22 protein-coding genes and 1 riboswitch are annotated in these 26,858 nt (G+C 56.9%); of the genes, 9 read left to right on the top strand and 13 right to left on the bottom strand.

Translation table 11 applies throughout. The features are described from left to right. Positions 1–192 precede the first annotated feature (192 nt). The 3 genes from B5D52_RS12215 (at position 193) to sdaAA (ending at position 3,109) form a co-directional block, all read left to right on the top strand. Complete coding sequence (locus B5D52_RS12215; protein ID WP_016149008.1) at positions 193–1,401, top strand: dicarboxylate/amino acid:cation symporter; 1,209 nt, start codon at positions 193–195, stop codon at positions 1,399–1,401. A gap of 158 nt (positions 1,402–1,559) precedes the next feature. Then, positions 1,560–2,219, top strand: coding sequence for an L-serine ammonia-lyase, iron-sulfur-dependent subunit beta (sdaAB, locus tag B5D52_RS12210; RefSeq protein WP_016149007.1), 660 nt, complete (start codon positions 1,560–1,562; stop codon positions 2,217–2,219). A gap of 14 nt (positions 2,220–2,233) precedes the next feature. Further along, complete coding sequence (gene sdaAA, locus B5D52_RS12205) at positions 2,234–3,109, top strand: L-serine ammonia-lyase, iron-sulfur-dependent, subunit alpha (RefSeq protein WP_016149006.1); 876 nt, start codon at positions 2,234–2,236, stop codon at positions 3,107–3,109. 492 nt (positions 3,110–3,601) lie between these two features. Here sdaAA and B5D52_RS12200 read toward each other — a convergent pair whose 3' ends face one another. The 5 genes from B5D52_RS12200 to B5D52_RS12180 form a co-directional block, all read right to left on the bottom strand. Next, a complete protein-coding gene (locus tag B5D52_RS12200; RefSeq protein ID WP_040333107.1) occupies positions 3,602–4,945 on the bottom strand; it encodes an alanine/glycine:cation symporter family protein in 1,344 nt (447 codons plus the stop codon). A 210-nt stretch (positions 4,946–5,155) separates the two neighbouring features. Further along, positions 5,156–5,249, bottom strand: a riboswitch (glycine riboswitch). Positions 5,250–5,504: 255 nt separating this feature from the next. Continuing rightward, positions 5,505–6,152 (bottom strand): DUF4230 domain-containing protein, encoded by a 648-nt coding sequence (locus B5D52_RS12195; RefSeq protein WP_016149004.1) that lies wholly within the window; start codon positions 6,150–6,152, stop codon positions 5,505–5,507. A 90-nt stretch (positions 6,153–6,242) separates the two neighbouring features. Further along, the gene (locus B5D52_RS12190) at positions 6,243–7,529 is read right to left on the bottom strand and encodes a dihydroorotase (RefSeq protein WP_016149003.1); all 1,287 of its coding nucleotides are present in this window, start codon (positions 7,527–7,529) and stop codon (positions 6,243–6,245) included. A 225-nt stretch (positions 7,530–7,754) separates the two neighbouring features. Then, positions 7,755–8,930, bottom strand: a complete 1,176-nt coding sequence (locus B5D52_RS12185; protein ID WP_016149002.1) for a cation diffusion facilitator family transporter — start codon at positions 8,928–8,930, stop codon at positions 7,755–7,757. Further along, complete coding sequence (locus B5D52_RS12180; protein WP_016149001.1) at positions 8,927–9,229, bottom strand: DUF1294 domain-containing protein; 303 nt, start codon at positions 9,227–9,229, stop codon at positions 8,927–8,929. Before B5D52_RS12180 ends, B5D52_RS12185 begins: the two co-directional genes overlap by 4 nt. A 482-nt stretch (positions 9,230–9,711) precedes the next feature. On the opposite strand from B5D52_RS12180, the gene B5D52_RS12175 reads away from it, so the two are divergent. Together B5D52_RS12175 and B5D52_RS12170 are read left to right on the top strand one after the other, a co-directional pair. Beyond that, entirely contained in the window at positions 9,712–11,037 is a 1,326-nt protein-coding gene (locus tag B5D52_RS12175) for a D-alanyl-D-alanine carboxypeptidase family protein (protein WP_016149000.1), read from the top strand. Between the two features lie 31 nt (positions 11,038–11,068). Continuing rightward, the gene (locus tag B5D52_RS12170; RefSeq protein WP_016148999.1) at positions 11,069–11,650 is read left to right on the top strand and encodes a GNAT family N-acetyltransferase; all 582 of its coding nucleotides are present in this window, start codon (positions 11,069–11,071) and stop codon (positions 11,648–11,650) included. A gap of 367 nt (positions 11,651–12,017) precedes the next feature. Here the strand turns inward: B5D52_RS12170 and B5D52_RS12165 are convergent, their stop codons facing one another. From B5D52_RS12165 to B5D52_RS12155, 3 genes are all read right to left on the bottom strand, one after another. Next, positions 12,018–12,614, bottom strand: coding sequence for a zinc dependent phospholipase C family protein (locus B5D52_RS12165; protein WP_016148998.1), 597 nt, complete (start codon positions 12,612–12,614; stop codon positions 12,018–12,020). Positions 12,615–12,855: 241 nt separating this feature from the next. Further along, the gene (locus tag B5D52_RS12160) at positions 12,856–13,725 is read right to left on the bottom strand and encodes a radical SAM protein (protein ID WP_040333103.1); all 870 of its coding nucleotides are present in this window, start codon (positions 13,723–13,725) and stop codon (positions 12,856–12,858) included. 97 nt (positions 13,726–13,822) lie between these two features. Continuing rightward, the gene (locus B5D52_RS12155) at positions 13,823–14,119 is read right to left on the bottom strand and encodes a hypothetical protein (RefSeq protein WP_040333043.1); all 297 of its coding nucleotides are present in this window, start codon (positions 14,117–14,119) and stop codon (positions 13,823–13,825) included. 220 nt (positions 14,120–14,339) lie between these two features. Here B5D52_RS12155 and B5D52_RS12150 point away from each other — a divergent pair, with 220 nt between their 5' ends. Next, a complete protein-coding gene (locus B5D52_RS12150) occupies positions 14,340–15,263 on the top strand; it encodes an aromatic acid exporter family protein (RefSeq protein WP_016148995.1) in 924 nt (307 codons plus the stop codon). A 348-nt stretch (positions 15,264–15,611) separates the two neighbouring features. Here B5D52_RS12150 and B5D52_RS12145 read toward each other — a convergent pair whose 3' ends face one another. Continuing rightward, complete coding sequence (locus tag B5D52_RS12145) at positions 15,612–16,526, bottom strand: polysaccharide deacetylase family protein (protein WP_159446504.1); 915 nt, start codon at positions 16,524–16,526, stop codon at positions 15,612–15,614. A 253-nt stretch (positions 16,527–16,779) separates the two neighbouring features. On the opposite strand from B5D52_RS12145, the gene B5D52_RS12140 reads away from it, so the two are divergent. Both B5D52_RS12140 and B5D52_RS12135 read left to right on the top strand, forming a co-directional pair. After that, entirely contained in the window at positions 16,780–17,511 is a 732-nt protein-coding gene (locus tag B5D52_RS12140) for a tRNA threonylcarbamoyladenosine dehydratase (protein WP_016148993.1), read from the top strand. After that, positions 17,508–17,942, top strand: coding sequence for a 2-thiouracil desulfurase family protein (locus tag B5D52_RS12135; protein ID WP_016148992.1), 435 nt, complete (start codon positions 17,508–17,510; stop codon positions 17,940–17,942). The genes B5D52_RS12140 and B5D52_RS12135 overlap by 4 nt, the downstream gene beginning before the upstream one ends. Before the next feature lie 39 nt (positions 17,943–17,981). Here the strand turns inward: B5D52_RS12135 and B5D52_RS12130 are convergent, their stop codons facing one another. From B5D52_RS12130 to nifJ, 4 genes are all read right to left on the bottom strand, one after another. Further along, positions 17,982–18,818, bottom strand: a complete 837-nt coding sequence (locus B5D52_RS12130; protein WP_016148991.1) for an RHS repeat domain-containing protein — start codon at positions 18,816–18,818, stop codon at positions 17,982–17,984. Continuing rightward, on the bottom strand, positions 18,815–19,693 hold the full coding sequence (locus B5D52_RS12125) for a hypothetical protein (protein ID WP_016148990.1): 879 nt from the start codon (positions 19,691–19,693) through the stop codon (positions 18,815–18,817). The genes B5D52_RS12130 and B5D52_RS12125 overlap by 4 nt, the downstream gene beginning before the upstream one ends. A gap of 105 nt (positions 19,694–19,798) precedes the next feature. Next, entirely contained in the window at positions 19,799–20,833 is a 1,035-nt protein-coding gene (locus B5D52_RS12120; protein WP_016148989.1) for a hypothetical protein, read from the bottom strand. A gap of 553 nt (positions 20,834–21,386) precedes the next feature. After that, the gene (gene nifJ, locus B5D52_RS12115; RefSeq protein ID WP_073993848.1) at positions 21,387–24,941 is read right to left on the bottom strand and encodes a pyruvate:ferredoxin (flavodoxin) oxidoreductase; all 3,555 of its coding nucleotides are present in this window, start codon (positions 24,939–24,941) and stop codon (positions 21,387–21,389) included. Positions 24,942–25,190: 249 nt separating this feature from the next. Between nifJ and B5D52_RS12110 the strand changes: the two genes are divergently transcribed. After that, positions 25,191–26,714, top strand: coding sequence for a YifB family Mg chelatase-like AAA ATPase (locus B5D52_RS12110; protein WP_016148987.1), 1,524 nt, complete (start codon positions 25,191–25,193; stop codon positions 26,712–26,714). Positions 26,715–26,858 lie beyond the last annotated feature (144 nt).

The following is a 26,858-nucleotide window of genomic DNA, read 5'->3' as shown; positions in this document are numbered from 1 at the left end:
TTCGTGCGTTTTTTCGGTTACTTTACCGTTCCACTTTTGTGCTTTTCATGGATTTTAGAAATTTTTTCCGTCTTAGGCGGACACAGCCGCCCATCTTGCGCACCTTGGGTACAGTCGCTATAATATGGATACTAAATCCGGCTGGTGTGTCTATCCGGTCAGGAAAATATAACATTTACGGGGGTTTCTTTTATGGAGAAACAAAAAAGAAAGCTCGGGCTGGTGCCCAAGCTCATCATCGGCATCATTTTAGGTATTCTGCTCGGCCAGCCGTTCGTGCCCGAAGTCATTGCCCGTCTGGTCGTCACCGCTTCGTCGCTGTTCAGCCTATTCTTAAAGTTCGTCATCCCGCTGATGATCCTGGCTTACGTCACCATGGGTATTGCCGACCTGTCGCAGGGCGCGGGCAAGCTGCTGCTGGTCACCGCCGGCCTGGCTTACGCCTCCACCCTCATCGCAGGCTCGTGCTCTTACCTGGTTTCGAGCACTCTGTTCCCCTCCTTTATGAGCGCGGACGCGCTCGAGCAGATCGCCGATACCGCTGGCAACTCGCTCTCGCCCTATCTGACCATCGCCATCGAACCCATTCTGGACACCCTCGCCGCCGTCCTGCTGGCCTTCATCCTCGGCCTGTGCATGTCCTCCATGCGCGGCAAGCAGATCGGCAACTCGCTCTATAACGGTTTCCACGACTTCTCGGCCATCATCGACAAGGTGCTCCACGTCGCCATCGTTCCCCTGCTGCCGCTCTACATCTGCGGTACCTTCGTGGATATGACCCGTTCGGGCAAGACCTTCGTCATTCTGGGCATCCTGTGGAAGGTATTCCTGGTCGTTATCATCATGCACCTCATCTGCATCACCGTTCAGTTCTGCATCGCAGGTGCTGTCAGCCACAAGAACCCCTTGAAGCTCATCCGCAACCAGATCCCCGGCTGCACCACCGCACTCGGTACCCAGTCCTCTGCGGCAACCATCCCGGTCAACCTCCAGTGTGCGGAGGCTGACGGCGTATCCTCCGAGATTCGCAACTTCGTCGTGCCGCTGTGCGCCAACATCCACATGGCAGGTTCCATGATTACCATTACCGCCTGTGCGACCGCGGTCTGCCTGATGAACCAGATTCCGATTAGTCTGGCAACCGTCGTTCCTTTCATCGCAACCCTGGGTATTGCCATGATCGCATCCCCCGGTGCACCCGGCGGCTCGATCATGACCGCTCTGCCCTTCCTGTACATGATCTTCGGCACCGAGCTCGGTGACCCCGAAGGCCCCATCTGCGCCATCATGGTTGCACTCTACATCACTCAGGACTCCTTCGGCACCGCCTGCAACGTCTCGGGCGACAACGCCATCGGCGTGATTGTAGACACCATCTACAAAAAGTGGATTAAGAAGTAACAGCCGGTCGGGCTGCAAAAAAGTGAGGCCCCGTCCTCACTTTTTTGTGTTTCCCACCGTTTTGACCGCATCTATACTGTTTTGCCGCCGGTCGGTGTGATATACTAAGACCATGAGATCTTCCGGCAATTCACCTGTTTTGCACAAAGGAGCATAGTATGCAAGTATTTGATATCATCGGGCCGGTTATGATCGGCCCTTCCAGCTCACACACCGCGGGTGCGTGCCGTCTGGGCCGCGTCACCCGTAAAATCCTCGGCGACCGTCCGGTCAAGGCACGCATCGGCCTGTGCGGCTCGTTCGCCCAGACCTACCGCGGTCACGGCACCGACAAGGCCATTATCGCGGGCATTCTGGACATGCATACCTACGATGCCCGTCTGCGCCACGCGCTCGAGCTCGCTGGCGAGGAGGGACTGACCTACGAATTCTACCAGACTTCCATCCCCGGCGCCCATCCCAACACCGCAATTCTGGAACTGACCGGCGAAAAGGGCGGCACCTGCCGCGTGGTCGGCGCGTCCATCGGCGGCGGCAACATCATCGTCACCAACATCAACGGTCTGGAAGTCCAGTTCACCGGACAGTACAATACCCTCATCGTCCTGCATCAGGACACCCCGGGCGTCATCGCTGCCGTCACCAACACCATGGCCTACTCGGGCGCGAACATTGGCAATTTCCGCCTGTCCCGTCCGCAGAAGGGCGGCGAGGCCGTCATGACCATCGAGGTCGACGGCGACGTATCCGACAAGATGATCAGCTGGCTGCGTGAGCTGCCCCACATCACGGGCGTTGTACTCGTCCGCGCCATTTAAGGAGGAAATTTCCCATGCTTGAATATCATTCCATTCAGTCGCTGGTCGATGCGGCACAGGAAAAGGGCTGCACGATCTCCGAGCTGGTACTGGCTGACCAGTCCGTGCAGACCGAGACCCCCAAGGACGAGCTGTTCCGCAAGATGCAGGACAATCTGCACGTCATGCAGGAGGCTGTCCAGGCCGGTGTCGACAAGGATCTCAAGTCTACGAGCGGTCTGACCGGCGGCGACGCCTACAAGATGCAGCAGTACGCCCAGGGCGGCGGCCTGTGCGGCAGTTTCTTCACCCAGGCACTCACCCGCGCGATTGCGGTATCCGAATATAACGCGGCGATGGGCAAGATCGTCGCTGCACCGACGGCCGGTTCGTGCGGCATTCTGCCCGGCACCATCCTGTCGCTGATGGAAGACCGCGACATGCCCGAGGAGACCGCCGTTATGGCACTGTTCACCGCCGGTGCATTCGGCATGGTCATCGCTGACCGTGCATCCATCGCAGGCGCACAGGGCGGCTGTCAGGCCGAGTGCGGCAGCGCAGCGGCAATGGCTGCGGCGGCTATGGTCGAGATGTCTGGCGGTACGCCGGAAATGTGCGCACATGCCTGCGCCATCGCCATCAAGAACCAGCTCGGTCTGGTCTGCGACCCGATCGCCGGTCTGGTCGAGGTTCCGTGCATCAAGCGCAACGCGGGCGGCGTAGCCTGCGCATTCGCTGCGGCAGAAATGGCTTTGGCGGGTATCAAGAGTGTCATTCCGGTGGATGAAGTCATTGATGCCATGCGTGAAGTCGGTGATTCTATGCCGTGCGCTCTCAAGGAGACCGCTCAGGGCGGTCTGGCAACTACCCCGACCGGTATTCGACTGAAAGAGGAGATTTTCGGCGCATAACTCCCGCCTAATCCCGCCCGCAGGCGAAATGAAGTTTGGATCAAACCTTTTCAAAGGTTTGCGGGTTCTCAGGGCAGAGCCCTGAGTCGGACTCCGGCCCGTAGGTCACTATCCTCATTCCCGCGCTGTGCGCGGATAAAATGAGTGCTAGAGTCCGAAACTCTCTTTTTGAAACCCGGTGTCCGCCCCGGGTTTCAACTAAAACAAACAAAAAAGGAAAGACCACCCAATCGGGTGGTCTTTCCAGAGAATTGCGCCGTCTGCGGACGGCGCTTTTTTATTCTTTTTTGGTTGATTTTCGCAGAGCGAAAATCAAAAGGGGATTCCGCGCTCTGCGGAGCGCGGCTCAGGGCAACAGTGCCCGCGTGTTAGGGCCTTGGCCGAACGAGTCGGCCACAGCCTTGCGGGAAAACGCCCCACAGGGGCCTTTTCTCGTTCCGCAAGGTTCGAGAAAGGCTGGCGAAAGCTTTAATATTGGGTGCGGTGCTTGTTTTAGTGATCCTCGTGGGACATCTTCGCAACCACGCCCGACAGTGCAATCAGTGCAATCAGGTTCGGGAATACCATCAGACCATTAAACAGGTCGGACAGGTTCCAAACCAGGTCAACCTTCAGGCTAGAGCCCAGGATAACACATACAACAACCAATGCCGCGTAAATCTTGACTGCTTTCTTACCAAACAGAGCCTTAACATTGACCTCACCGAAGAAATACCAGCCGATGATGGTCGAGAACGCGAAAAACAGCATGCAGATTGCAATAAATACGCTGCCGAACTGGCCGAACGCCTGATTGAATGCGGTCTGTGCCAGAACCGAACCGGTTGCGCCGGTGGACAGAGCGCCCGAGGTCAGGATAACCAGAGCGGTCAGGGTCAGGATGATGAAGGTATCGATGAACACGCCGACCATTGCGATGATGCCCTGATCCTGCGGCTTCTTAACCTTTGCCAGTGCGTGTGCGTGCGGGGTGGAACCCATACCAGCCTCGTTCGAGAACAGGCCGCGTGCAACACCGTAGCGCATTGCCTCCTTGACGGTCACACCTGCGATACCGCCTGCCAGCGCCTGCGGCTGAAATGCGCCGATGAAGATGGACTTGATCGACTCAATCAGTGCTGCGTGGTTGATGACCAGAATCACGGTGCAGCCGAGGATGTAGAACAGTGCCATAACCGGAACCAGCTTCTCGGTGACCGATGCGATGCGCTTGACGCCGCCGAGGAAGATGAATGCCGCAATCGCTGCACAGATGACGCCGACGATCAGCGGGCTGATGCCGAATGCGTTGTGGAACGAGTCGCCGATCGAGTTGGACTGTACCATGTTGCCGGCAAAGCCCAGTGCGAAAATGATCGCGATGGAGAAGAAACCGGCCAGAAAGGTGCCGAAGCCGCCCTTGAAGCGTGCCTTGATGTAGTAGATCGGGCCGCCGGTCACGTGACCGTCCTCGCCGACCGTCTTATACTTCTGTGCCAGCACGGCCTCGCCGTAGATGGTGGACATGCCGAAGAATGCCGACAGCCACATCCAGAAGATTGCGCCCGGGCCGCCCGATGCCAGCGCGGTTGCACAGCCGGTGATGTTACCGGTACCAACCTGTGCCGCAATCGCGGTAGTCAGTGCCTGGAACGAGCTCATGCCCTCGTGGTCAGCCTTCTTGCCGTTCAGGCTGAACGAGCCGAACATGCGCTTGAAGCCGGTACCCAGATGGCGTACCTGCACAAAACGCGTACGAATGGAGAACAGTACACCGGTCAGCACCAGAAGGTACAGGAGCAGATTGTTCCACACAAAGCCGCTGATGTCGCTGACCAAGACCGCCAGTTGATCCATATCCATTGTTTGTTACCCCTTTTCTTTTTGTTCCCCAAACAAGCCGAAAACCTGCATCTGATCGATGCAAAAAGAAAAAGCGCCCCGTTCCTCGGTTTTCCCGCGTCTTTGCGGAAAAATATGAGGATGGTTCGCTCTGATCCCGGATGCCACCGTCTGCGTGCATCCATGTCAAAAAAAATGTACGTCAAACCGGCCCTACCGGGTTAAAAAATCCACTCTGTCCTTTTGCCTGAGAGATTAGCGCATTTTCTGCACCTTGCACCTTCGGCACCCATGGTTGGGATTCTCCAGAGCCACATCCGTTTATAGTCCTTTCCCAGCCGGTCAGGCTGGAAACCTGAGAGTTTTACTCCTTCGGTAAGCACATGGCTTTTTCCTAAAAACTTCGCTTGTCGGTATTTCGTTTGAATTTAGCCTATCACACTTGCAGGACGGTGTCAAGCATGGTGCAAAAAATTTCGCAGGGCAAAGTGAAAAACCGCCGTTTTTGCCAAAAAAGACAGAAAAACGGACGCGCTTATGCACGTCCGTTTGGTCGTCCTGTCAAATTTTCGGTTTACTCAAAGTTCACCGTTACCGTGCTGAAATTGCCCATGGCCTTGACGGTCTTGTCGATGACGTCCTTGAGGCGGGTCTCAGCGTTCGAGAACTTGTCGGTGTTATACAGCTCGTTTTCCACAGCCGAACGCTGGTCGGCGTAGAAGCTGTCGAACTGGCCGAGCTCGATCTGACGGAAGATCTTCTCGTCGGAATCGTAGTAGCTGACCGAATCCTGTGCGATATCATGCTGGAGAATCTTGATTGCAGGCACAGTGATCGTGACCGACTTGCCGTCGATCTTGACCTTGTCCGCAGTCAGGGTAGAAGTATCCGAGCCGATCTTGACCGAACCCTGATACATAATGGTAAAGTTGCCCAGATCGGCAGCCTGCGACCAGCCGTAATATGCGTCGTCGCGGTCTTCCTCGCTGAGTACCTTGGTGTAGTCATAGTCTACCTGTACGGTCTGACCCAGACCCTGCACGGTCGTAGCGATGTCTTCCGCCTTGACCTTGCCGCCCAGGCTGTGTCCCCAGGCTGCGCCCAGGCCGAAAATAACCAGAAAGACTGCGACAACTACGCCGACGACGGTCAGCTGTCGCTGTCTGCGAATCTGCTTTTTGGTCTTGCGAACCGGTGCTTTTCGATTCTGCTGCTGTGCCATATCGTTCCCCTCATTTCCTTTGTCACTATATTCATATTACCGGATTTTCTGCAATAAATCAATTAAGATTCTTTTAAATTCCAAAAGTTTTTACACCAGATCGGCGGCACGCACGACGCGGTCACCCATAATCGTGCACACCGGCGCGCCCTTGAGCGTCATACCAGTATACGGTGTGTTGATTCCCTTGGAATAATACTCTGTGTATACCTTATCGCAGTCCCAGTCCAGTACACACAGCTCGGCACGGTGGCCGACCTCGATGGACTTATCGGCAAAGCGGTAGACCTCGGACGGGTTCTTGGACATCTTTTCCAGCAGCTGCATCTTGGTCAGTGCACCGGTCTTGACGAGGTAGGTATTGCACACCGAGAATGCGGTTTCCAGTCCGGTGATGCCCGACGGTGCCTGTGCGAAGGGCTTGGCCTTCTCCTCAGCCGTGTGCGGTGCGTGATCGGTCGCGATCAGGTCGACCGTGCCGTCCTGCAAGCCGCGAATGAGTGCCTGACGGTCGGCTTCCTTGCGCAGCGGCGGATTCATACGCGCATAAGTGCCATGCTCGAGCACTGCGTCCTCGGTCAGCGACAGGTGATGCGGGGTGACCTCGCAGTAGATCTTGGCACCCATTGCCTTACCGGCACGGATGAGATCGACCGACAGGCCGCTCGAAATGTGCTGGAAGACCACGCGCGCGCCCGTGCGCAGCGCAAGCGCGATATCACGGGCGACCATAGCCTCCTCGGAGGACGGCAGCGCACCGGGCACGCCCAGCTCCTCGGCTGCCCTGGAACCGTAGTTGACGCCGGGCGACAGCACGAGCGACTTGTCCTCCTCGTGGAAGGACAGCACGGTGTCATGCTTGACCGCCTCTTCCATTGCCTTGAGGCAGGTGTGCATGTCGGTCAGGTTAATGCCGTCGTCGGTAAATCCGGGCGCACCGGCTGCCAGCAATGCGGCAAAATCGGTCATTTCCTCGCCCTTAAGTCCCTTGGTCACCGCGCACGCCTGGTGCACGTTGACATAGCCGCCTGCCTCGCGTGCCTTGTTCTGCACGTATTGCAGCGTCTCCACGTTGTCGCAGGTCGGCAGGGTGTTCGCCATGCACACAACCGAGGTGAATCCGCCCGCTGCCGCGGCGCGCATACCGGTCATCATGTCCTCTTTCTGGGTCTGACCGGGGTCACGGAAGTGTACGTGGGTATCGACAAGACCGGGTGCAACCGTCTTTCCTGCCGCGTCAAACACCGGACAGCCTGCCGGTGCGTCAATATGGGGTTCCATCTGGGACAGGATGCCGTCGTCACCGATCAGCAGATCAAGGCGTGCGTCCAGTCCGGTATATGGGTCTAACACCTGTGCGTTTTGAATCAAAAGCATGGTTTTTCCTCCTGTAATGGGGCTCTGACAGGCTGCGCCCGATGCGCACCCGCCGCTTCTAATTGACAGTAGTATAGCATATTTTTCATGGAATTTCTATGCGAAAACATGAACTTTTTACCGGGTTCCAGCGATTTCCAGCCGAACGAAAGTGCGGAAAAAGGGAGTGCAGCGGCACAAATGGCCGTCGCACTCCCCTTCCAGAACGCTGCGGGCACGCTCCCATCACAGCGTCATTTTATGTTCCATCGTGATGACCGGGCAATAGCGCTTGTCGCGCGCCTTAAGGCCGATCTGGATGCGTGTTTTCAGGTCTTCCTTCTTTTCCTCGCTGTATCCGAAGGGGGCAACCACGTCAAAAATCAGGTTGATGCGGCGCTCACCCTCGACCACGCGGAAATCGTGCATGGTCAGCTCGGGGTCGATCTTGGCCAGAACATTGAGCGTCGTCTCGCGCATGGCGTCAATGCGCGGGTCGCCCACGCGCACCGGGTCCATGTGGATGACCGTGTACACGCCGGTCTGCTCCCAGACCGCCCGCTCGGCCTCGTCGATCAGCTCGTGCACGGCGACAATGTCCGCCGTGTCCGGCACCTCGGCGTGCAGCGATGCCAGCGACTTGCCAACGCCGTAATTGTGTACGATCAGGTCGTGAATGCCCAGAATACCCGGACTTTGCAGCACGGTATCGGCAATCGCCTGAGCGATTTCCGGGTCGGCTGCCTGACCGATCAGCGGGCTTAATGTATCGCGTGCAATGCCGATACCGGCCCAGATGATGAACAGCGCAACCAGTACGCCGACCACGCCGTCGACCGGCAGGGTGGTGAACTGACCTGCAACCATACCGATGAGCACAACGCCGGTGGTGACCACGTCGTTGATGCTGTCCTGCATGGCAGCAAGCAGGGTGGGCGAGTCGATGCGCGTACCGACCGTGCGGTTAAACGAGCCCATCCACAGCTTGACCAGCATGGTCAGCAGCAGAACCACCGCCGAAACCACCGAAAAGGCAACCGGTTCGGGGTGCAGGATGCGGGTGAACGAGGTTTGCAGGAACTGCACACCGACCACGCAGATGATGAGCGAGACGATCAATCCGGCAATGTACTCGGTACGTCCGTAGCCGAACGGGTGCTGCTCGTCGGGTGCACGGCCGGTCAGCTTAAAGCCCACGATGGAGATAAACGACGACAGGCCATCCGACAGGTTGTTGACCGCGTCGGCTGCAACCGAAATCGCGCCCGTGGCAAAGCCGATGATGAGTTTTGCCGCAAACAGCAGGAAATTACAGAACAGACCGACACAGCCCGACAGGATGCCGTATCTCTCGCGCACCCGTGCATCGCTCGTGCGGTCACGGTCGTCGCCCAGAAAGCGACGAATCAGCAATTCGGTCATAACGGTAAGACCCCCTTAGAATACAATAAGTATAATATACCGAATATGATTGCAATTTGTAAAATAAAGATTGCCGGGATGCCCCACATGAACGAGCGGTGCAGGGTCTTATGCCGGCACAGCTTCATGGCTGCGTAGGTCAGCGGACAGCCGCCCAGCCAGCAATACAGAAACAGTGTGCGCTCGCGGATGCGCCGTCTGCCGTGTTTGGCCTTCCATTTATCCAGAAACACCGCGCATGCGCCCAGCAAATTGACGGCAGCGAGATAGCATAACAAAATTTTAACAATTGGATGCACGTTCGCCGCCTCCTTTCGGTCTCAGATTTTTGGACATTGGAATATTATAACAGATTTCGCACGTTGGAGCAAGAAAAAAGCCCGCACAGCGGCAGGGTTTGGACAAAACCACCTGACGTATAACCGTCCGGGACGCGGAAAGGGCTTTGATCGCGGCGTATACCTGCCCGATGGCGTTTCACAATATAGGTAAGGCACAGGGCGGCAGGGAATACCGGGTAAGGAGTATCGTGCATGCGGCAGCGCGCGCTGTTTCCGGTCGATTTTCGGTTGCAAAAGATCGTTCTTTTCCCGTTTTCTGTCCATCCTACTGTAACCGCTTGTGCAAAGGATAGCACAGGCGATTTGGCATTTTTGCCTCGGAAGAAATAACCAGAAACATCCTTTGTCACCCTGTGCAGAACTTTGTCCGGCACGTCCGCCTTGAATCGCGCGGGCAAATCGTGTATGATAATAACAAAGCGAATGAAGGGAGAACGCCCATGTCCATCCGCCGTTTGGCACTGCTCATCATGACCGTTCTGCTGCTCGTCAGCGGCTCGGCTATGGCTCTGACCCCAACGCTCCAGGAGGAGATCTACGCCCCGGAAGCCCTGCTCTACTGCGTGGAATCCGGTCAAACCCTGTACGAAAAAGACGCCGACAAGCCGGTAAAACCCGCCTCGGTCACCAAGCTCATGACCGCGCTCGTCGTCTTTGAACATGAAAGCGATCTGTCCAAGAAAACCACCGTATCCGAATCTGCGGTCAACATTGAGCGCGACTCCACCAATATTGCGCTCATCCCCGGCGAAGAGGTGACGCTGGAGAACATGATGTACGCCACGCTCATGCAGTCGGCCAACGATGCCGCCAACGTGCTGGCAGAATATGTCGGCGGGTCGCAGGAGGGCTTCGCCCAGATGATGAACGACAAGGCCGCCGAGCTTGGCTGCACGGGCAGTCACTTCGTCAATGCACACGGTCTGGATGCAGACGGTCATGTCGTGACCGCTCGCGATCTGGCGCGCATCACAACCGCTCTGCTCGACGACCCCCGATTCGTCGAGATCGCCGGTGCGCTCATGTATACCATGCCCGCCACCAACAAGCAGCCCGAGGCCCGCACCTTCTATACCAAGCAGCGTATGCTGCGTGCAGACTCCAAGTTCTACAACGAGTTTGCGATTGCCGGTAAAAACGGATATACCACCGCCGCTGGCCACACCCAGTGCATGGTCGCCCGCCGCGACGGTCTGACCTATATCGCCGTCTCGCTCGGCTCGACCGGGAATATGTATTATCCCTGGCGCGACATGCGCACGCTGTTTGCCTATGCGCTGAACGACCTGCACCCGGTGACGCTCGAGGCCGACCAGCTCAAAAAAATGGCTGACGATGCCGGAATCGCCGACGCGAATCCCAAAGAAGCTTTCACGCTGGCTGTGCCGCAGAACGTTGACGCAGAGGCACTGTCCCTGTCCGATGCACTGGACGTCGACAACGCGTACGCGGTCAATCTGACCATGGACGGCAAGACCGAGGTGCTGTGCACAGTGCCCGGCTCGGTGCTCGGTATGGCTGCCCAGCCGACCGCCGCACAGGCATCCACTAATGGACAAGCTGTCACTAAGGACAGTGCGTCATCGCCTGCTTTTTCCGCACCCGGATGGCTTAAATGGCTGCTCATCCCGCTCGGACTCATCGTCCTGTTCGTCCTCTGGTTCGTGCTGACCTGCATGTACCGCGCCCGCAAAGTCCGCCGTCAGCGCGCCCGCATCGCACAGATGCGCCGGCAGTCCCACCGCCGGGACGAAGAATCCCGCTAACACCCTCGACCCCGTCTGGAGGCACTCCACCATGACACAAAACATCCGCATTCGGCTCGCGACTCCAGCCGACGCACCCGCCCTTTTAGACGTGTACGCCCCCTATGTCCGCCAGACCGCCATTACCTTTGAATACGACGTTCCCTCTGCCCAAGAGTTCACGGCACGCATTGAACAGACCTTGACGCGCTATCCATATCTTGTCGCAGAGGTCGATGGCACGGTCGCCGGGTACGCCTACGCTTCCCCCTTCCACGCCCGTGCGGCGTATGGCTGGGACACCGAGCTTTCCATCTACTTACAGCCCGGTTTACAGCGTCACCGTCTGGGCTCCCGTCTGTATCGCGTCCTAATCGCTCTGCTGCATGCACAGAATGTCGTTAACGCCTATGCGTGCATCACCTCGCCCGGCCCGAGTATCGCGTTCCATGAATCGCTGGGATTCCAGAAGATTGGCACGTTTCCGCGTACCGGGTGGAAGTTTGAGTGCTGGCATGATGTTGTGTGGATGGAATTGCCCCTGCGTCAGCGCGTGACAACGCCGGAGACGTTCATTCCGTTCCCGGAACTGGATCAGGAGACTGTCCGGCATTTGCTGAACGATCCGGTGTAAGGTCTCGAAAACGGAATCCCGCGCCGTGCGCGAAAATCGGGATTCTCAAGGGACGAGTCCCTTGAGCCCGTCCAGGTGGAACCTGGTCGAGCCCGCAGGCTCGAAACACCCCTTTTGAAACCCGGTGTCCGACCCGGGTTTCAACCCAAACAAACAAAAAAGAAAGACCAACCGAATGGTTGGTCTTTCAAAAAAATTGCGCCGTCTGCGGACGGCGCTTTTATTTTTATTTTAGTTGATTTTCGCACAAGCGAAAATCAAAAGGGAGATTTCGCCCGTTGCGACGGGCGACTCAGGGCTCTGCCCTGAGAACCCGCAGCCTTTGAAAAGGCTGGCGAAACTTTCAGTATGGGTGCGGTGCTAAGCCTTATGCCATTGCAGTAACGGTCTCGCGCTCGCTCTCGTACGCGATATTGATGACCGCAGATACGCACAGCACATTGACCTTACAGATAAACTCCATATCGCTGACAATGCCATGATGGGGCAGTGCACGATACTTATCATGCAGCGCCTGAATGCGGGAAATCAGGCCTTCCACCGTATACGGTGCGACAACGCCATCGACCCAGCCCTCAAAATGTTCCTTGGTCAGGCTGCGGCTCAGGCGCATTGCAACGCGCTTCTCGTAGATGTAATGCGCGAGCAGGCCGTGCGGATACAGGTCGTCATTGTGCGGATAGCAGAAGAAATCGGTCAGGTAATGGCAGATTTCTCCGAGATCGACCGACAGATCGCGGCCGTTGGCATCGCGCAGGGTGTAATTGCTGCAAAATGCACGAAGTTTATCCATCACTTCGTCGAACATCAGCGAGGGATAGTGACGCTTGGTCAGGTAAGTACCGGTCAGGTCGGGCTTGAGATTGCCGTAACGGAAAGCGTTTGCATCAAACGTGACGCCGGCGTTCTCCTGAATGTGAGCCAACAGCAGGTTGGCGACGCGGGTATGCGAGATGGAATCCATGCTTTTCCTCCAAACTACGATTAACGAATCCCGCGGCGCTTGGCGTCGCAGTCTCTTTCTCTTATTTTCTCTTATTTCAAATATTATCAAACAAATGTGCGGGTGTATCCCCTGTTAGGACGCCCGAACATGGATATTATATCATCTTTTCCGCAATTTGTCATGTGAAAATTAAGAAAAAAGCGCCGGATTCTGGATGACATTTTTGCATGTTTTCCGTCATTTCCTGTAAAAAGAAATTTTATCTTGCACGAAAGGCTTCATTTTTGAAGCGTACCTTGCCCTCGAGCGCTGCGCGCAGCTTCTGGCACATCGCCTCGCGGTCCTGGTTGAGCGTTCCGGCGAGGTTCACGTAGTTGGATGCGTGATTTGCGCGGAAGATACTGCCCTCGCAGTCGATGTGCTCGAGCAGGGTGAGCGTCTCCTGTGCGATCTCGATGGGGTTCATCAGGTAGAACTTGCCTTCCTGCCAGTCGCGCATGAGCGGCGTGGGCAGCTCAAACAGCAGGGTCAGCAGGCCGATATACTCGGGCTTCATGCGCGAAAGTGCCTCTGCGGTCTTGATCGCGTGCTCTTCGGACAGCTCGAGCGAACCCAGACCGGCAATGCAGGTCACCGACAGCTTCATGCCCGCTTCCTTGACCATCAGACCGGCACGGACGATCTCGTCCGCGGTCTCGCCCTTATTGACGCGGCGCAGCACCTCGTCCGAGCCCGATTCCAGACCCAGATAGATCATATCCAGACCCAGCTCGTGCAGCATGTTGAGGTCTTCCTGCTTCTTGACCAGAATGGACGCGGGCGAACCGTAACTGGTCACGCGCTCGCACTCGGGGAAGAGCTCGCGGATATAGCGCAGAATCTCGGCCATGTGCTCGGGGCGGCACATGAGCGCGTCACCGTCTGCCAGGAAAATGCGGTCGACCTGACGATAGGCGCGGCGTGCCTCGTCAAAATCGCGCTTGACGTCCTCGAGCTTGCGTACGCGGAACTGCTTTTCCTTGTACATGTCGCAGAACGTGCACTTGTTGTGGCTGCATCCAATGGTCACCTGTACAATCAGGCTATATGCCTCGGACGGCGGGCGGAATACCCGGCCTTCGTAATGAATCATGGGAAATTCTCCTTTTTCAGCGTCGTTTTTTGGTTTGAGAGCGAAAAACAGGCGGGGCTTACCGCTCCGCCTGCTGGATCGCGTTTGGCTTTTTTTATTCGGCAGACGGCTCTTCTTCCGTCTCGTCCGCGGGCTGCTCCTCGGGCTCGGTCTCGTCGACTTCGGCCTGCTCGGCAGCTGCTGCGCATGCCTCGGCACACGAGCAGGTATCGCAGTCCAGTGCGTCGTCACCGTTCTCACTCATCATCTCGTCCAGCTCGTTCATCGCCTTGAGCTCGGCCTCGTGATAAATCTCCTCGCGCTTCTTCTTGCGGATCATCGCTGCGGTCAGCGCACCCGCGCCAGCCAGTGCACCCACAAGGGCGACGCCATAACCAAGTTCTTTTTTCATTTCTTTGTTCACCTCTGTCAGTAGGTTCATCGGACTTGATCCCGATTTATACTCGAAGATATACTTAGACTTTAGCACACCCCGCGCACAAAGTCAATGAACGGGATGTGAATTTCGCCGGTCTTCGCACGCGCCTGCCGCTATCCGGCATTTTTCTATTCCCGTCCACCGTTCGGTATGCTATAATGTGCTTATATTTTATCCCAAAGGAGGCGGCTGTATGCCCCGCACCGCTCACCCTCGCTATCACATCGGCCTGCGCACGGTCAAGACCGGTACAGCCGTCATGCTCGCGCTGCTGCTCGACAGCATGCGCCCTTCTGCCATGCCCATCTTCGCCGCCATCGGCGCCATCGTCGTGATGAGCCGCACGCTGTCCGACGCCATCACCGCCGCGTCTACCCAGCTTGCAGGCATCACCTGCGGCGCGATTGCCGGCTGTCTGTTCTCTCTGCTCTTTCCCAATAACCATTATATTGCAATCGGTCTGGGTTTAATCCTGCTCATCCCCATCTGTCATCCCCTGCGCATCGGCTTCGCCGTCCCACTGACCTGCATCGTCTTTGTCTCGGTCTGTCTGTACGACCCCTCGACCGGCTCACCCATCGCCTACGGTATCAACCGCTTTTTGGATACCTCGATCGGTCTTTCCACCGGTTTTGTCATCAATGCCGTGCTCAAGCCGTACAATAACTATCCGCTCATTCTGCGCCTGTTCCGTACCTATCAGGAGACCTGTCCGGCTGCTTTGCGGGAACTGCTCGTCGACGGACATTACCCCGATCTTGCACCCTTTGAGCGGCAATGCCGCAGATTATACGACGAAATCCGCATCTTTGGCGATCAGCCCTTCGCCAACCAGAAACGCAAACAGGATACCGCTTATCTGTGGGGATGCTATCAGCTGGCAGAGAAAATACACTTTGAACTCGCTGCGCTGGCGGGGATGGATACGCTGGGCGTGCCGAATGATGAAATGCGTGCACGACTGCATGAAATGAACGTGGACGTGCCCGACGAAATTCCGATTCCGGGATTGGATGAAGAGAGTCTGGTTTTGGGGTATCACCTCAAAAATCTGCTCGACGCACATGATTATTTGCAGGGTCTGCTCGATCTCCCCAAAGAACCACCGCAGCCCTAATTGAAGTTTGGATCAAACCTTTTCAAAGGTTTGCGGAGTCTTGAGGCAGAGCCTCAAGTCGCGTCCCGCAGGACGCGAAACTCTTTTTTGATTTTCGCCTTTGCGAAAATCAACTAAAATAAAAAATAAAAGCGCGACTCGCAAGTCGCGCAATCTCTGGAAAGACCAACCAAAGGGTTGGTCTTTCCCTTTTTGCTTATTTTAGTTGAAACCCGGGTCGGACACCGGGTTTCAAAAGGGGATTCCGCGCTCTGCGGAGCGCGTCTCAGGGCTCTGCCCTGAGAACCCGCAAGCCTTTCGAGAAAGGCTTGAGCGAAAGCTTCAATTCGCCCGCGGGCGGGATTCCGTTTACTTTACTGGTTCCTTGATCTTTTCCAGTAATTGTGCACCAGTCACGTCATCAGTGATATTAAACCGGGTCATACTATACAAACAAGACGGATCGCCCTTGACCAAGGTATTGATACCCTCACGGATGGTGACAGTCAAACGCACGCCCATCGTTTGCAGCATACCCTCGGTCACGGCGTTATGCAAGCCAAACGGATAGGCAAAAGCCAAGGTATCATAGCCGAATGCCGCATGAATGGCATCATTTGCCTTATGAAAATCATTGCGGAAGGTGGTCATATAGGAATCCAGCGATTCGTCCGGGCGCGGCAGCACACCGCGGCGGTAGCCGTCAACGTCCAGACCGGACACGTTATGCATGTCATAGGTATGGTTCTGGATGTTGATGACGCCGGCGTCCACCCACTTTTTTGCCTCTTCATACGAGAAATGGGGGATAATCGGCACGCCGAAGTCTTTATAGGTCGATTTTCCGACCGAAACGCCGATACAGTAGATCGTGGCGTTCAGTCCATTCTTTTGCAGGACGGGTGCGGCGTAGGTCAAGTTGCTCTGATAGCCGTCGTCCATCGAAATCCAAACCGGTTTTTCGGGCAGCGGAGTGCCGTTGTCCACGTAGTCGACGATCTGTTCGGGTGTAACAGCCGTATAGCCCGCCTGTTTGAGGGCTGCCATCTGTTCTGCGAAGCGCTCGGGTGATACCACCATGGTCGAGCCGCCCGGCTCTTCATCAAAGTGGTGGTACATGAGTACGGGCAGGTAATCGGTCGCGGGCGATGTCTGTGCTGCTGCCGCTGTGGTCGTCTCGGGCGACGCTTCCGCGGGCGCAGCCTGTGCCAGACCGGTCAGCAGGCACGCCGACAGCATAACCGCTGCCAAGCGGCGCAGCAGGGATTTTTTTCTAAAATGCAACTGCATGAACTTCCTCTCTTTTTCGGACATTTTCTTCAGTATAGCACAATCTTACCCGTTTGAAAAGGGTATCACGCACACGCCGACCGGTTTTCGCACCATTTCCCGGATTTTTCCAATCCCTTCCCGCTCGTCTGCGCATAAAAGGATTGTATCCGCGCGTATTTTGCAGTATAATTTTGCAAGAACGACCGTGAAACACCGGCCACGTTCATTTTCAAATCAAATGGAATTTACAGAAAAGGAAAAGCCTATGCTGCAAGAATTTTCCCGCGCCGCACTGCTGCTCGGTGCCGACGGCATGGACCGTCTGGCAGGGGCACACGTCGCGGTGTTCGGCATCGGCGGTGTCGGCGGAGCTGCCGCCGAGGCGCTCGCCCGCGCAGGCGTCGGCGCCCTCACGCTCATAGACAATGACGTGGTCTCGGTCTCCAACCGCAACCGCCAGATTATCGCCCTGTCCTCCACCGTCGGCCAGCCCAAGGTCGAGGTCATGGCCGCTCGTATCCGCGATATTAACCCCACCTGCACGGTCACCCCGCTCCAGATGTTCGTCACGCCCGACGATACGCCCGATCTGTCCCAGTTCGACTACGTGATCGACGCGATCGACACGGTCACCGCCAAGCTGTTTTTGATCGAAACCTGCAACAAGCTGGGTGTGCCGCTCATCTCGTCCATGGGTACGGGCAACAAGCTCGACCCCACCCGCTTCCAGGTCGCGGACATCTACAAGACTTCGGTCTGTCCGCTTGCGCGTGTCATCCGGCAGGAGTGCAAGAAACGTCACATCAAGCGTCTGAAAGTGGTCTTTTCCACCGAGGAAGCCGCAAAAATTCCGCCCGAACGCTATGCACTCTGTCCGGGTGAATCCAAGGGCACGGCTGGCCGTCCGGTGCCCGCGAGCGTTTCGTTCGTTCCGCCTGTCGCGGGCTTCATTCTCGCAGGCGAGGTCATCAAGGATTTGACGGAGGGACTTCGATGAATATTTTAGTCAGCGCCTGTCTGCTCGGCATGAACTGCCGGTACGACGGTTCGCACAACTACTGCCCTGAGCTGGAAAAGCTCATGGAAGAGCACATTCTGATTCCGGTCTGTCCCGAGCGTCGGGGCGGTCTGGACACCCCGCGGGAACCGGCCGAGCGTCAGGGTGACCGCATCATCGCACGCGACGGCACCGACGTGACCGACGCGTACATCCGCGGCGCGCAGGAGACCCTGCGGCTGGCCAAGGAGTACGACTGCCGCTATGCCATCTTCAAGGAGCGCAGCCCGTCCTGTGGTGCGGGCGTCATCTACGACGGCAATTTCTCCCACACCCGCGTGCCGGGCGACGGTATGACCACCCAGCTGCTGCGTGCCAACGGCATCATCGTGCTGGGCGAAAGCCAGATCAGCGCACTGCTGCACAAGTAAAAGGAAAATCCCCATTCGGTTTGTCCGAATGGGGCCTTTTTATGCAAAAACGGGGTCGGTTTCTTGAAAAACAACCGTTCGCTGACCGGATATGCCATTCAAAACCGCCTTGGCGATCATGCCGTCCGCGTCATAGTCGAGGGTCATCCATCCGACCGGCTGTCCGTCCAGCTGTTCGACAATCTCAGTCGGCTGTCCTTGTTCGTTGTACGCATACACCCAGGTTCGTGCGCCCAAATCATCCAAAACGGTGATTTTCTGCACGACACCATGCGCGTCATAAACGATTTCCGACCGGCCAAAGCGCAGGCAGGCTTCGTTTGGTGTTAAAAGAGACAGTGGGTTGACGTCACCCCCGATATCCAGAATGCCCATGCCCTCGTACACGGCAGTTTCGCACCAACCGCCGTCCGGTGTATCTGCATAGGTTTTGCAGATCGTGCTCTGGGTCTGACCCTCGCAGATCTCTTCAATCTGCACGACTCGCCCCTGTGCGTCCAGCTCGTACGCGTACGTCGTCACCAACTGGTCTTGTCCCTGCGTTTGTGTCTGGGACAGGACGTGTCCATCTCGGTCGTACGTCCATTGCAATTCCAGATCGACTGCACCGTCCGCCAGCGTCCGGGACGCGCGCAGCCGATTGCCGTCGCGGTCGTAGGCATTGCGCACAATCACGTTGGGCGGCTGGTTCGATGACGGGAAATAATAAGTCGTCACAGGCTGACCGTATCGATTGTACGCATCTACCTGTATCCCGTCCGCCGTGCGCCAAAAGGCAATCTGATTGCGGTCTTGCACGGGTTTGGTATAGGCATAAGTCACGCCTGCAGTCAGCGCAGCGGCGGCCAAGGCTGCAATCAAGCGTCTCGACTTCATGTTTCGTCCTCTCCGAGCTGCGGCCCGTCGACTTCCCGCGACTCGGATGTACCGATAATCGCGCCCGTGCTGTCATAGGTGATCGCACGGCTGATGAGTCCGTCCACGTCATATTCGATCACGGTACGGTCACGCAACTGACCGTCCGAATAGAGTTCCACGCCGATTTCGCGATTTTGATCGTCGTAGGTATAATCATAGTCGGTCGTTCTGCCATCACTATCCCAAATAATACGACGCGATATCAGATTACCCGCCGCATCGTATTCATCAACGACTTCTGTCATCAGTTCCTCATCGCTCTGCTGCACGGTATAGCTGCCGTCCGGGCGGTCGGTATAGGTCTGTGTGGTGGTCGACTGATATTCCACGTCGCCGGTCTGTGCGTCAATCGTGGTCTGCGTCATGCTGATGATGCGTCCCTTTTCGTCATAGGTATATTCGGTGAATGTGTCACCAACCGACAGACCGGTCTGGCTGACACAGTTTCCATGCGCGTCATAGCGTTCGTGCAGGTGCAAAACCGCCTTGCCGTCCCCGTCAAAGCCCCAACCCTCGACGCGGTTTCCGTTGCGGTCATAGGCATTGAGATTGGAGCGCGACCAGTCCGTGTTCATTTGTTCGGCAGCCCACTGTGCATCCTCGCTTTGACCTGTAACCTCCATTCGGGTATAGATTTCGACCGGTTTGTCCTGTGTATTCATGCCATAGATCATGCCGACTTCGGTATTCATTTCTTCTGTCTGCGTCGTACTGGTTTGCAGCTGCCAGCGAACAACGGTATTATTTTCCCGAATTGGTGCAACATAGGCACACGTGATACCGCCGGTCAATGCTGCGGCGATGAGTGCGGTCAAAATGCGTTTTCCCTTCATACGATCACCCCTTTTCCTCAGTTTACACCCGCGTTTTCGTCCCGGCAAGAAACAAATCGGTATCAGAAGGGCAAAAAAATACCTGCCTTGCGGCAGGTATGGAGGTTACGGGGTGGTTTGGGTGGTCGGATTGGTCTGCGCCTGCTGCGTCGCCTCGGTGGTAACAGTCTGACCGTCGGTGGTGACTGTCTGGCCGTCAGCTGCCGTCTGGTCAGCGGCTTGCTCGGTGGTCTGCTGCTCTTCCTTGGGCTGCTCCTGTTCCTGTCCCTGTGCCACGATGACAGTGGTATTCTGGGACTGCGCAAAGTCGACCCATGCCTTGGGCGCACCGGTCAGCGTCTCGATCTCGCTCGTGCTCACCACGTCGTTGATATCGGTGCCATACAGAATGCGGCGAATGGCGTTACCGTCATCTCCGTAGACCGTCAGCGTGCGGTTTTGCTGCATACCGGCGTTGATGACGCAGTTTTCGGTCTCGCGACCCTGGTCGTCGTAATAGTAAACCATGCGGTACTCGCCCTTTTCACGCCAGAGCGGCTTGCCGTTATCGTCATAGCAGGTCAGGTCGGAGGCGAGGTCGCCGTCGGTGATCGTGCGGACAACCGTGCCCTCGTTGGTATGTTCACGGGAATAGGTCTCGCGAGCGGTCAACACATCGTTCTGATAGCTGTCCTTTTGCGTGATCTCCCCGTTTGCGTCGTAGGTATATTCATAGGTGCAGACGGTCTCGGTCACACCCTCAGCCGTGCGTGCCTGATAGATCCACTGGGTCTGGTCGCCCTGCTCGTTATAGGCATACTGGCTGTAAACGAACTCCTTGCCGTCGTCGTAGCTATGGACAGCAACCTTGCGGCCCTGTTCGTCGTAGGTATAAGTCGTGATGATGGGGTCTTCATTTTCCAGAACGGTGACCACCGTGTCACCCTGTGCATTATAGCCCAGGCTCATCACGATATCATCGCCCATTTTATTGCTCTGCGTCTCGCGCGTCCAGCGCACGACGGTATTATAAGGCTGTGCCTCGGGGCTGAGCGACTCAGCCGCCTGCGCCTGATTGCGTGCTCGACCCTGGAAAGTCAGGGTAGGAACTGCGACCAGTGCGGCGCACAGCGCGATGGCAGTCAAAAACTTCCAGCGCATCCGTCTATTTCCTCCTCCTTGGGGTAAAATTTCCGTACTGTATTTTAGTTTAATGGTTTTTTGCATAAATTACAAGGGCGAAATTGTGAACTTTAAGCAAACTGATCGGTTTTTTCCGACAAAAGCACCGCACCCCTCATGAAGTTTGGATCAAACCTTTTCAAAGGTTTGCGGAGTCTTGAGGCAGAGCCTCAAGTCGCCCGTCGCAACGGGCGAAATTCCCCTTTGAAACCCGGTGTCCGGCCCGGGTTTCAATCAAAACATACAAAAAAGAAAACCGTTCCTTTCGGAACGGTTTTATGAGCGGCTTTCAGCCGCAAGAGAGTCTTGCCGCCTGCGGGCGGCGCTTTTTTGTTATTTTTGGTTGATTCCGGCATGAGCCGGAATCAAAAAGGGAATTCCGCGCTCTGCGGAGCGCGTCTCAGGGCTCTGCCCTGAGAACCCGCAAGCCTTTTGAAAAAGGCTTGAGCGAAAACTTCAATTTGGCTGCGGTGCTTTTCGTGAAAAAAAGACCGTCCCCGAAGGGACGGTCTCTTAAAAACCATCTATGCGATTAGTCTACGCTGTACAGAGCCTGCAGCTTCTGCAGATGAGTAAATCTCTTCTTGGAAGCCTCTTCTGCCTCGGTGAACAGCTTCTCTGCGCGCTCCGGGAAGGAACGGGTCAGAGCAGAGTAACGAGCCTCGCCCATGATGAAGTCACGGTAGCTGGTGGTCGGCTCCTTGGACTCGAGGATGAACGGATTCTTGCCCTCAGCCTTCAGTGCCGGGTTGAAGCGGAACATGTTCCAGTAACCGCAGTCAACTGCCTTCTTCATTTCCTTCTGGCAGTTGGTCATGCCGCCCTTGATGGAGTGCATCTCACAGGGAGCGTAACCGATGATGAGGGACGGGCCATGGTAAGCCTCTGCCTCAGCGATTGCCTTCAGGGTCTGAGCCGGGTTTGCACCCATAGCAACCTGAGCAACGTATACGTAGCCGTAGCTCATTGCGATCTCAGCCAGGCTCTTCTTGCCGATCTGCTTACCAGCAGCAGCAAACTGAGCAACAGCGCCGATGTTGGTTGCCTTGGAAGCCTGTCCACCGGTGTTGGAGTAAACCTCGGTGTCGAATACCATAACGTTGACGTCCTCACCGGAAGCCAGAACGTGATCCAGACCGCCGAAGCCGATGTCGTATGCCCAGCCGTCGCCGCCGAAGATCCAGATGGACTTCTTGGACAGGTATTCCTTCTCAGCCAGAACTTCTTTGCACAGTGCGCAGCCAGCCTCTGCACCCTTCTCGAGTACAGCAACCAGAGCCTTGGTAGCCTCTGCGTTTGCTTCGCCGTCGTCCTTGGTCTCGAGGAACTTCGCGATTGCTTCCTTAGCCTCTGCCGGAGTCTGGTCGTTCTGAGCCATCTCCTCGAGCTTGCCGATCAGGCGCTCACGGATCGCCTTCTGGCCGTAGTACATACCAAGACCATGCTCAGCGTTATCCTCGAACAGGGAGTTCGCCCAAGCCGGGCCGCGGCCTTCCTTGTTAACGGTGTACGGAGAAGTAGCAGCCGGGCCGCCCCAAATGGACGAACAGCCAGTTGCGTTGGAGATATACATGCGATCGCCGCAAACCTGAGTGATCAGGCGAGCGTAAGCGGTCTCAGCACAGCCTGCGCAAGAGCCGGAGAACTCAAGCAGCGGGGTCTTGAACTGGGAATCCTTGACAGACTTGTTCGAAACCATGTCTGCCTTCTCGGAAACCTTTGCTACCATGTAGTCGAATACGTCCTGCTGTGCAGCTTCCTGCTCCTGCGGAACCATGGTCAGGGACTTGGTCGGGCAAACGCCTACGCAGACGCCGCAGCCCATGCAGTCGAGCGGAGAAACAGCCATGGTGTACTTGTAAACACCCTTGCCCTTGCCAGCCTTGACGTCGACGATGCGTGCAGCCTCCGGAGCGGCAGCAGCCTCTTCCTCGGTCAGAGCGAAGGGACGGATGGTAGCATGCGGGCAAACGTATGCACACTGGTTACACTGGATACAGGTATCCTGGTTCCAGGTCGGAACGGTAACAGCTACGCCGCGCTTCTCGTATGCAGCAGCGCCCTGCTCGAAGGTACCGTCTACATGATCGCCAGCGAATGCGGATACCGGCAGAGAGTCGCCGTCCATACGGCCAACCGGCTCCATGATCTCCTCGACCATCTTGACGGTCTTCTCGCGGCCCTGCAGCTTCTCGCCCTTTGCCTCGTCCTGTGCGTCAGCCCAGGATGCCGGTACGTCGATCTTAACGAATGCAGTTGCGCCAGCGTCGATTGCCTTATGGTTCATATCAACGACATCCTGGCCCTTCTTCAGGTAGGACTTGGTTGCTGCTTCCTTCATGAAGCGGATTGCGTCCTCAGAAGGCATAACCTTAGCCAGTGCGAAGAATGCGGACTGGAGAATGGTATTGGTGCGCTTGCCCATACCGATCTCGATTGCCAGGTCGATTGCGTTGATGGTGTACAGCTGGATGTTGTTCTTTGCGATGTAGCGCTTCTCGGAAGCTGCCAGATGATGCTCGAGCTCCTCGGGAGTCCACTGGCAGTTAATCAGGAATACGCCGCCCGGCTTTACGTCACGCACGATCGGGAAGTGCTTGGTGATGTAGGACGGGTTGTGGCAAGCAACGAAGTCAGCCTTATTGATGTAGTACGGGCTCTTGATCGGCTTGTCGCCAAAACGCAGATGCGATACGGTAACGCCGCCGGTCTTCTTGGAGTCGTACTGGAAGTATGCCTGTACATACTTGTCGGTGTGGTCACCGATGATCTTGATGGAGTTCTTGTTTGCACCAACGGTACCGTCGCCGCCCAGACCCCAGAACTTGCACTCGGTGGTGCCCTCGGCTGCGGTGTTCGGAGCCGGCTTCTCTTCCAGAGACAGGTAGGTTACGTCGTCGTTGATACCCAGGGTGAACATGTGCTTGGGCTCGTCCTTAGCCAGCTCTTCGTATACTGCGAAGACAGATGCCGGAGGAGTATCCTTGGAACCCAGACCGTAACGGCCGCCGGTAACAACGATGTCGTTCTTGCCTGCGTTGCGCAGAGCGGTAACAACGTCGAGGTACAGAGGCTCGCCCTGTGCGCCCGGCTCCTTGGTGCGGTCGAGGACTGCAATCTTCTTTGCGGTCTCCGGGATAGCTGCCAGTAGCTTGTCAGCAGCGAAGGGACGGTACAGACGTACCTTAACCAGACCAACCTTCTCGCCCTGAGCGGTCAGGTAGTCGATAACTTCCTCAGCGACGTCGCAGATGGAGCCCATTGCGATGATGACGCGCTCTGCGTCCGGTGCGCCGTAGTAGTTGAACAGCTGATAGTTGGTGCCCAGCTTTGCGTTGACCTTTGCCATGTACTCTTCAACGATGCCCGGTACGGCGTCGTAGAACTTGTTGCAGGCCTCACGATGCTGGAAGAAGATGTCGCCGTTCTCGTGCGAGCCGCGCATGACCGGATGCTCCGGGTTCAGAGCGCGCTTGCGGAACGCCTCAACAGCGTCCATATCGCACATCTCAGCCAGGTCGCTGTAATCCCAAACCTGAATCTTCTGGATCTCGTGCGAGGTACGGAAACCGTCGAAGAAGTTGATGAACGGAACACGGGACTTGATGGTTGCCAGATGAGCAACAGCAGACAGGTCCATGACTTCCTGCGGGTTGGTCTCGCACAGCATTGCGAAACCGGTCTGGCGGCAAGCCATAACGTCAGAGTGATCGCCGAAAATGTTCAGCGCGTGCGAAGCTACGGTACGCGCAGATACGTGGAAGACACAGGGGAGCAGCTCGCCTGCGATCTTGTACATGTTCGGGATCATCAGCAGAAGACCCTGAGAAGCGGTGTAGGTGGTGGTCAGAGCGCCTGCAGCGAGCGAGCCGTGAACCGTACCGGCTGCGCCTGCCTCGGACTGCATCTCGATTACCTTAACCGTGTTGCCGAAGATGTTCTTCTGGCCAGCGGCAGCCCACTGGTCAACGTTGTCTGCCATGGGGCTAGAGGGGGTAATCGGATAGATACCCGCGACTTCAGTAAATGCATACGACACATGAGCCGCAGCAGTATTACCGTCCATGGACTTCATTTTTCTTGCCATGTTGTGAAATCCTCCTTGATGGAAATTACGGATTGACGAAAAAAGCAGAACGGCGCAGAACGGACTGCGTGCATTCTAAAAACAAAATACGTTACCTAACGTATTTTATCACAATTGGCCTGCCAATGTAAACCTTCGCTTGTGAGTTTTTTGCAATTCTTCTGCGATTTTCTGAAAAAGATTGGCAATCAAGGCAAAAGTGTATTATATTAGTATCATATAATTGATCTTTTTCGGGGAGGTTTGGGTATGGTTTCTCTGGTACACGCGGCTGGGCTTTCCGGAATCGAGGGTTACATTGTCTCGGTCGAGTGTTTCTTCTCAAACGGATTGCCGCGTCTGGATATCGTCGGACTGCCCGGCAAGGCGGTTTCCGAAGCCGGTGAGCGCGTGCGTGCGGCGGTCAAATTCGCGGGGTACGAATGGCCGGTCTCGCGCGTGACCATAAACCTCGCGCCCGCCGACGTGCGCAAAGAAGGCCCGGTGTACGACCTGCCCATCCTGCTGGCCATCCTGTCGGCCTCCGGGCAGATCGCCCCGCCGCCGGACGACGCTCTATTTATCGGTGAACTGTCGCTGACCGGCGCGCTGCGCCCGGTGTCCGGTGTGCTGTCCATGCTGCTGGCCGCGCGGGATGCCGGTCTGCGCCGCGCCTACGTCCCGGCGGACAACGCCGCCGAGGCCGCGTACGCCGAGGGCATCGAGGTCTTCCCCGTTCCCACCCTGACTACATTATTAAACCACCTCTATCGCGGCGTTGTCCTGTCTCCCTGTCCGCCGCCTGCGCCGCCCGCAGCCGCGGACGATGCGCTGGACTTCTGCCACGTCCTCGGTCAGCAGACGGTCAAGCGCGCGTTAGAGATCGCCGCCGCCGGCGGTCACAACATCTTATTATGTGGTTCACCCGGTTCGGGCAAGAGCATGATGGCCAAGCGCTTCTGCACCATCCTGCCCCCGCTCGAACCCGACGAACGGCTGGAGGTCATCCGCATCTGGTCGGCGCTCGGTCAGGGCGAGCAGGCCGCGCGCATGGTCGGCCGCCCGGTGCGTGCGCCCCATCACACCACCTCGGCACAGGCACTCGCGGGTGGTACCGGTCGTCCCGGCCGTCTGCCCCAGCCCGGAGACATCTCGCTCGCACACAACGGTGTGCTCTTCCTCGACGAGTTCCCCGAATTTCATAAGGATGTGCTCGAAGTCCTGCGCCAGCCGCTCGAGGATGGGGTGGTCTCCATCTCCCGCGCCATCGGCAAGGTCGATTACCCCGCCCGCTTCCAGCTCATCGCCGCGATGAACCCTTGTAGATGCGGCTGGTACGGCACGCCGCGCTGTGTGTGCTCACCCGCCGCCGTACAACAATATATACACAGGCTTTCCGGGCCGCTCATGGATCGCATCGACTTACAGGTCGCCGTGCAGCCGGTGTCCTATGCCGCACTCGCCGCACGGGGCGAGCGCACCGAGGAAACGTCAGCCGCCATCCGTGCCCGGGTGCTGGCCGCACGCGAGCGGCAGCGCGACCGTCTGCGCGATCTGGGTATCCGCGTCAACGCCGATATTCCGCCCGCTCACATGGCCGACTGCTGTCCGGTCGATACCGCCGGGCAGGACATGCTCGCGGCTGCCTTCGACCGTCTGGGTCTGACCGCCCGCGCGTACGACCGTCTGCTGCGCGTCGCGCGCACGGTGGCCGACCTGGCAGGCGCCGACGTCATCGGTGCACCGCACATCGCAGAAGCACTCAGCTACCGCACCGTCGACCGTATGGGCTGATTACGTTTTGTTATCCCCAGATTATCCCCAGACTTTGTGGATAAGTCTGTGGATGATGTGCACAACTTCCCGGACGCGCGTTTTCGACGGGAATTTCACAAAAAAAGTTTGATTTTCCGACCAAATTCCCGGACGCTCGCGCGT

Origin of the sequence: Butyricicoccus pullicaecorum DSM 23266 (assembly GCF_900167005.1) — a bacterium.
GTDB lineage: Bacteria > Bacillota > Clostridia > Oscillospirales > Butyricicoccaceae > Butyricicoccus > Butyricicoccus pullicaecorum.
Note: the sequence above shows the minus strand (reverse complement) of the source record. Positions and strands in the feature narration are given on the sequence as shown.

Coding starts and splice junctions, on each gene's coding strand:
- B5D52_RS12215 (WP_016149008.1), top strand. CDS start 193: ATGGAGAAACAAAAAAGAAAGCTCGGGCTGGTGCCCAAGCTCATCATC.
- sdaAB (WP_016149007.1), top strand. CDS start 1,560: ATGCAAGTATTTGATATCATCGGGCCGGTTATGATCGGCCCTTCCAGC.
- sdaAA (WP_016149006.1), top strand. CDS start 2,234: ATGCTTGAATATCATTCCATTCAGTCGCTGGTCGATGCGGCACAGGAA.
- B5D52_RS12200 (WP_040333107.1), bottom strand. CDS start 4,945: ATGGATCAACTGGCGGTCTTGGTCAGCGACATCAGCGGCTTTGTGTGG.
- B5D52_RS12195 (WP_016149004.1), bottom strand. CDS start 6,152: ATGGCACAGCAGCAGAATCGAAAAGCACCGGTTCGCAAGACCAAAAAG.
- B5D52_RS12190 (WP_016149003.1), bottom strand. CDS start 7,529: ATGCTTTTGATTCAAAACGCACAGGTGTTAGACCCATATACCGGACTG.
- B5D52_RS12185 (WP_016149002.1), bottom strand. CDS start 8,930: ATGACCGAATTGCTGATTCGTCGCTTTCTGGGCGACGACCGTGACCGC.
- B5D52_RS12175 (WP_016149000.1), top strand. CDS start 9,712: ATGTCCATCCGCCGTTTGGCACTGCTCATCATGACCGTTCTGCTGCTC.
- B5D52_RS12170 (WP_016148999.1), top strand. CDS start 11,069: ATGACACAAAACATCCGCATTCGGCTCGCGACTCCAGCCGACGCACCC.
- B5D52_RS12165 (WP_016148998.1), bottom strand. CDS start 12,614: ATGGATTCCATCTCGCATACCCGCGTCGCCAACCTGCTGTTGGCTCAC.
- B5D52_RS12155 (WP_040333043.1), bottom strand. CDS start 14,119: ATGAAAAAAGAACTTGGTTATGGCGTCGCCCTTGTGGGTGCACTGGCT.
- B5D52_RS12150 (WP_016148995.1), top strand. CDS start 14,340: ATGCCCCGCACCGCTCACCCTCGCTATCACATCGGCCTGCGCACGGTC.
- B5D52_RS12140 (WP_016148993.1), top strand. CDS start 16,780: ATGCTGCAAGAATTTTCCCGCGCCGCACTGCTGCTCGGTGCCGACGGC.
- B5D52_RS12135 (WP_016148992.1), top strand. CDS start 17,508: ATGAATATTTTAGTCAGCGCCTGTCTGCTCGGCATGAACTGCCGGTAC.
- B5D52_RS12130 (WP_016148991.1), bottom strand. CDS start 18,818: ATGAAGTCGAGACGCTTGATTGCAGCCTTGGCCGCCGCTGCGCTGACT.
- B5D52_RS12125 (WP_016148990.1), bottom strand. CDS start 19,693: ATGAAGGGAAAACGCATTTTGACCGCACTCATCGCCGCAGCATTGACC.
- B5D52_RS12120 (WP_016148989.1), bottom strand. CDS start 20,833: ATGCGCTGGAAGTTTTTGACTGCCATCGCGCTGTGCGCCGCACTGGTC.
- nifJ (WP_073993848.1), bottom strand. CDS start 24,941: ATGGCAAGAAAAATGAAGTCCATGGACGGTAATACTGCTGCGGCTCAT.
- B5D52_RS12110 (WP_016148987.1), top strand. CDS start 25,191: ATGGTTTCTCTGGTACACGCGGCTGGGCTTTCCGGAATCGAGGGTTAC.